The sequence below is a fragment of the Streptomyces sp. ATLC9 genome, assembly GCF_057196705.1.
On sequence record NZ_JBXUOY010000315.1, the window covers coordinates 1 to 5,586 of the forward strand.

Consider the following 5,586-nt stretch of genomic DNA (forward strand, 5'->3'; position numbering starts at 1 on the left):
CCGGGCGGTGCGGGGTGCGCCGACACGCAGTGCGCGGTCGCCGCTGCGGATCAGCACCCCGGAGGAGAAGGGGCGCAGCTCGAGCCCGGCCAGACCGGGGCAGCGGCGCAGCTCGGCCCAGCCGGAGAGAAGCGGCCGGCCGCCGCGGTCCAGCCGGTAGCCGTCGACCTCCTCGGTCGCCATCCGGCCCCCGACGGCGCCTGTGGCCTCCAGCACGGTGACGTGCAGCCCGGCGCCGGTCAGATGGTGCGCGGCGGCCAGGCCCGCCAGGCCCGCGCCGACGACGACGACATCGGTGGTCTCCCGGTCTCGGCCGGGACCGGGGCGGAGCGCGCTGCCGGGCATGGGACCTCCCGTGGTCGAAACTGCGGCGCGAGCGGACGTCCGGAGGGGGTCCTGCCCTCCGAAGAAGCGTTCGACGCGCGCTTTCAAGCCGACCCTAGGGAAGCGGGCGATCACGGACAGTCGCGCACGCACCGGGCACGGTCGCACACCGGTCGCGCACGGGTGTACGGCGGTCGCACACCGGTCGAATCCGGCTCGTGCCGCACAGTCCGCCGCCGGTCGCCACCCGCCCGCCACCCGCACGGCCCGGCTGTGAAGCCTCCGTGGGCGCGAGGTCAGCGCAGCGCCGCCCGGACGGCGTCCTCGATACCGGGGAAGGCGAAGACGAAACCGGACTCCAGCAGCCGCCGGGGCAGCACCCGCCGGCTGCCGAGCACATCCGTGGAAAGCTCGCCCAGCGCCGCGCGCAGCACGAACGCCGGTACCGGCAGGACCGCCGGGCGGTGCAGCACCCGGCCCATCGCGGCGGCCACCTCTCGCTGGGTGACCGGCTCGGGCGCGGTCAGGTTGACCGGCCCGGACAGCCCCCCGGTGTCCAGCAGATGCCGCAGCGCGGCGATGTGGTCGTGCAGCGCGATGTGGCTCCAGTACTGCCGGCCGCTGCCCAGCGGTCCGCCCAGCCCGGCCCTGAAGACCGGGAACAGCCGTCCCCACGCCCCGCCGGTGCGGGAGACCACCAGTCCGGTGCGGGCGTACACGGTGCGGATGCCCGCCTCCTCGGCGGGCGCGGCGGCCTCCTCCCACTCCTGGCAGACACCGGCGAGGAAACCGTGGCCGGGCGGCGCGTCCTCGTCCACGGCGCGGTCGCCGGTGTCGCCGTAGTAGCCGACGGCGCTGCCGACCACCAGGGTGCGCGGCGGGGTGTCGAGCGAGGCCAGGGCCTCGGCGACGGCGGCCGTTCCCAGGACCCGGCTGTCACGGATCTCCCGTTTGTACGCCTCGGTCCAGCGGTGGTCGCCGACGCCCGCGCCGGCCAGGTGCACCGCCGCCTCGCAGCCCACCAGCCCGGCCGCGTCCACGTACTGCCTCCTGGGATCCCACTCCACCTCCTCGCCCGTCCGGGCCGGGCGCCGCACCAGACGCAGCACCTCGTGCCCGTCGGCGCGCAGGGAGTCCACAAGTGCCCGGCCGATGAGACCGGAGGAGCCGGTGACCGCGATACGCATGGGGCAATACTGGTGGACGGCCGGTCCGATGGCGAGGCACAGTGACCGGCATGTCCGCGTCCCCGGCGTTCCCCGGACTCCCCGCGCCCCCTCGTGCGCCCCGCCGCCGAGGAGGACGGCCAGGCCCCGGCGGAACCGGACCGGCGCAACTGGTCGCCGCTGCACGTGGTCACCCCGAGGCCGCGGCCGCCGTACGGCCCGTTCTTCCACGGCGGCAGCCGGCCCCGGGAGTTCCTCGTCGCCGAACGGGAGGGCAGGCCGGTGGGCCACATCAGGCCGGCGCGGCCCGCCCCGCTCGAGAGCAACGGCCACGTCCGCCGGGTCCAGGGACCGGCGGTGGACGGCGCGGTGCGCGGCCGGGGTGTGGGCAGGGCGCCTCGCGGATCACCCTGCGGGCGCTGGGCCACAACGCGCCCGCGCGGGCGCTGTACGCCTCGGAGGGCTTCGCGGTGGAGGGCGTGCCGCCGGGGGAGCTCCCGCTGGAGGACGGTTACGCGGACGACGTGCCGATGGGGCGCTCGCCGGCGCTCTGACCGCCCCGGGCCGCCCGCCGGACAAAATCACCCCCTCGGCGGCCCGAACCGTTCCCACAGCCGGGGGAAGGCCGCGGCCAGGGCCCGGTCGTCCCCGAAGTCCGGGGGTGTGCCCTCCGGCTCCGGGGGCGGGTCGGGCAGGCCGAGTTCGGGCAGCTCCAGGCCGGTGAGCCGCTCGTAGGCGTCGTCCGCGGCGCCGCCGATGTCCTCGCCCTCGCCGTCGACCTCCGGGTCGAAGTCCTCCAGCAGGTGGGCGAGAGAGTCCGGGTCGTGCAGCGAGCCCTCGAACACCTTCCTGCCCTGGCCGACCAGCCAGCAGCGGAAGGAGTCGAAGGCGTCCTCGTCCGCCTCGCCCAGCAGCACCCGGGCCGCGCCCCGCACGTCCGGGCGCCAGGCCCGGTTCACCCTGGCCTCGAAGTGGCGGGCGAAGTCCACGACGGTGTCCGGATCGAGCAGCGTCAGCCGGTCGACGAGCAGTTCGGCGTGGTCGACCGGATCGCCTCCGGCGGCCTCGCGCGTGCTGTCGACCAGCTCCCAGAACTCCGTCTCGTGCATCGTCACGGGACCAAGGATCCGTTCTGCCCGGGCCGCCCGCACGCGGGGCGCCCGACCGGCGTGGCGCCCGCTCCGGACCGGTGGGAGAACCCGGCGGGAGGTGTCCGGTACCGGCGGCATCGCGCCGGGCGCGCACCGGGCGCCCGGCGGCTCGCGGCCGGACGCCCGGCGGTCACCGGTAGAGCCCGGCCATGCGCTCGGCCGCCCGCGCCATGCGCTCGCGCAGCCCGGGCGGGCCGAGCACCTCGCACTCCGGACCGAGGGCGAGCAGCTGGTCGTAGGCGACGTCCAGGGATTCCACGGCCAGGCGGACGGTGGTCAGCCCCTCTTCGTCGGTCTCCCCCCGCGCCAGTGCCTCCTCGGCCGCCGCCCGGTCGGCGGCGTGCCGCAGTGCGCGCCTCCCGGCCTCGGTCAGCCGCACCACGACGGTCTCGTGCAGGATCGAGCGGGCGAAGGCCGCGGCCCGCTCCTCCCAGAAGCCGGGCAGGTCGAAGTCCGCCTCACGTTCGAACCGCCCCTCCAGCGGGGTGACGGAGCCGAAGCGGTCCACCCGGTAGACGCGAGGGTCACGGTCGGCGCGGGCGACGAGATACCACACACCCGCCTTGAGCACCAGGCCGTACGGCTCCAGCGTCCGCTCCGCGCCGGAGCCGTCCCGGCGGCGGTAGTGCGCGACGACCGGCCGGTCGTCCCACACGGCCCGGGCCAGCACCGGCAGCGCCTCCGGGGTCCCGGTGGGCCGCCACCATCCCGGGGCGTCCAGATGGAATCGCTGCGCCGCGCTGCGCGGGGCGTCCGCCAGCTCGGGCGTGAGGGCCGCGGCCACCTTCAGCCTGGCGGCCGAGGCCGCGTCCGCCAGGCCCATCTCCCGCAGCGCGGAGGGCACCCCGGACAGGAACAGCGCCTCCGCCTCGTCGCGCCCCAGACCCGTCAGCCGGGTGCGGTAGCCGCCGACCAGCCGGTAGCCGCCGGCCCGCCCCCGGTCGGCGTAGACGGGGATCCCCGCCTCCGACAGGGCCAGCGCGTCGCGGGCGACGGTGCGCTCGGAGACCTCCAGCCGCTCGGCCAGTTCGGCGGCGGTCATCGACCGCCGCGTCTGGAGCAGCAGCACCATCTCGATCAGCCGGGCAGCACGCATAGGCCCATCATCCCCGCCGGAGCGCGCGGCGCGGCGCGCGCTGTTAGCGTGCTGTCAACCCGCAGGGACAAAAGCCTAGGAACGTCTCATATGGCCACCGAATCCAGCAGCACCCCGACGACTCCGCCGCCCCGAGCCCAGTGGGGGACCCGTACGGGCTTCCTGCTGGCGGCGATCGGCTCGGCCATCGGGCTCGGCAACATCTGGCGCTTCCCCTCCGAGGCCTACAAGAACGGCGGCGGGGCGTTCCTGCTGCCCTATCTGATCGCCCTGGTGACGGCGGGCCTGCCGCTGCTGATCCTGGAGTACACGCTCGGCCGCCGCTACCGGAAGTCCCCGCCGGGCGCGTTCCGCGGACTGTCCGGTCCGGCGCAGGCGATCGGCTGGTGGCAGGTGGCGGTCTCCTTCGTCATCGCCGCCTACTATGCCGTGATCCTGGCCTGGGCGGTGCGCTACGTGGGCTTCTCGGTGGGCGAGCAGTGGGGCGGGGATCCGAACGCCTACTTCTTCGGCGACTTCCTGCGCACCGCCGAGCGGCCCGGCTGGATCTCCTCCTACGTCGGCGGCGTCTTCTGGCCGCTGCTGGTCATCTGGATCGCGGTCCTGGCCGTCCTGGCCATGGGGGTGCGGCGCGGCATCGAACTGGCCAACCGGATCTTCATCCCGCTGCTGGTGGTCTTCTTCGCCGTCCTGGTGATCCGCGCGGTCACCCTGGACGGCGCCGGGACCGGCCTGGACGCGCTGTTCTCACCCGACTGGGGGGCGCTGGCCGAGGGCGGTGTCTGGGTCGCCGCCTACGGGCAGATCTTCTTCTCCCTCTCGGTCGGCTTCGGCATCATGATCACCTACGCCTCCTACCTGCGCCGCCGCGCCGACCTCACCGGCTCCGCGCTGGTCGCCGGGTTCGCCAACAGCTCCTTCGAACTCCTGGCGGGCATCGGGGTCTTCGCCACCCTCGGCTTCCTCTCCGCCGCCAGCGGCACACCGGTGGGGGAGACCGTCACCGACGGCATCGGCCTGGCGTTCATCGCCTTCCCGACGATCATCTCCAGCATGCCGCTGGGCACCCTGTTCGGCCTGCTGTTCTTCGGCTCCCTGGCGATCGCCGGCTTCACCTCGCTGATCTCCATCGTGGAGGTGGTGGTCGCCTCGGTGCAGGACAAGACCGGCATCGGGCGCCTCCCGGCCGTGCTCGGTGCCGGCGGGCTGACGGCCCTGGTCTCCATCCTGCTCTTCCCCACCGACAGCGGGCTGTACCTGCTGGACTCCGCCGACCACTTCATCAACCGCTACGGCATCGCCCTGGCCTCCCTGGTCGCGGTGATCGTCATCGCCTGGGTGCTGCGCAGGCTGCCGGTGCTCCAGCGGGACGCGGACGCCACCTCCGCCATCCGGCTGGGCGTGTGGTGGCGTCTGGCGCTGGGGGTCGTCACCCCGCTGGTGCTGGGCTGGATGATGGTGGACAGCCTGCGCTCGGAGTTCGACGAGAACTACGGGGGATACCCGTCCGGCTTCCTGTTCTGGTCCGGGTGGGCGGTCGCCCTGGGGGCGCCGGCCTTCGGCGTGCTGGCCTCCCTGCTCCCCTGGCCGCGCGGCACGGGGCCGGCGGGTACGGAACCCTCGGGGCCGGGCGGCCCCGAGGAGAGCCGGCCGGGCACGCCCGGGGAAGGGAGGTACTGATGTCGGCGGGTGCCGTCGTGATGATGATCGTCGCCATGGCCGTGGTGTGGGGCGGGCTGCTCGCGGCCGTCCTCAGGCTCCGTGGCCACACCGAGGAGTACTGACACCCCCGGGCGCGGGGTCCCCCGGGCCGGAGCGGGGCCGGGCGCGCCTCCCGGCAGGTGGGAGG

Annotated in this window: 6 protein-coding genes and 1 pseudogene; 3 read left to right on the forward strand and 4 right to left on the reverse strand. The window is 74.9% G+C overall.

The annotated features are described in order from the left end of the window. The coding region (locus tag AC2CJA_RS23415) for an FAD-dependent oxidoreductase (protein WP_484604667.1) at positions 1-345 on the reverse strand (345 nt) is incomplete at its 3' end. Between the two features lie 275 nt (positions 346-620). Further along, a complete protein-coding gene (locus AC2CJA_RS23420; RefSeq protein ID WP_484604668.1) occupies positions 621-1,511 on the reverse strand; it encodes a TIGR01777 family oxidoreductase in 891 nt (296 codons plus the stop codon). 93 nt (positions 1,512-1,604) lie between these two features. Here AC2CJA_RS23420 and AC2CJA_RS23425 point away from each other — a divergent pair. Beyond that, a pseudogene (locus AC2CJA_RS23425) lies at positions 1,605-2,044 on the forward strand (GNAT family N-acetyltransferase). Positions 2,045-2,071: 27 nt separating this feature from the next. Here AC2CJA_RS23425 and AC2CJA_RS23430 read toward each other — a convergent pair. Both AC2CJA_RS23430 and AC2CJA_RS23435 read right to left on the reverse strand, forming a co-directional pair. Beyond that, positions 2,072-2,599 carry a DUF4240 domain-containing protein gene (locus AC2CJA_RS23430; protein ID WP_484604671.1) on the reverse strand — a complete coding sequence of 176 codons (528 nt, stop codon included), beginning with the start codon at positions 2,597-2,599 and terminating at the stop codon, positions 2,072-2,074. 172 nt (positions 2,600-2,771) lie between these two features. Further along, positions 2,772-3,737: a helix-turn-helix transcriptional regulator gene (locus AC2CJA_RS23435; RefSeq protein WP_484604669.1), complete on the reverse strand. Its 966-nt coding sequence runs from the start codon at positions 3,735-3,737 to the stop codon at positions 2,772-2,774. A gap of 90 nt (positions 3,738-3,827) precedes the next feature. On the opposite strand from AC2CJA_RS23435, the gene AC2CJA_RS23440 reads away from it, so the two are divergent. Further along, positions 3,828-5,417 carry a sodium-dependent transporter gene (locus AC2CJA_RS23440; RefSeq protein ID WP_484604670.1) on the forward strand — a complete coding sequence of 530 codons (1,590 nt, stop codon included), beginning with the start codon at positions 3,828-3,830 and terminating at the stop codon, positions 5,415-5,417. After that, positions 5,417-5,521 carry a methionine/alanine import family NSS transporter small subunit gene (locus AC2CJA_RS23445; protein ID WP_241717629.1) on the forward strand — a complete coding sequence of 35 codons (105 nt, stop codon included), beginning with the start codon at positions 5,417-5,419 and terminating at the stop codon, positions 5,519-5,521. The genes AC2CJA_RS23440 and AC2CJA_RS23445 overlap by 1 nt, the downstream gene beginning before the upstream one ends. Positions 5,522-5,586 lie beyond the last annotated feature (65 nt).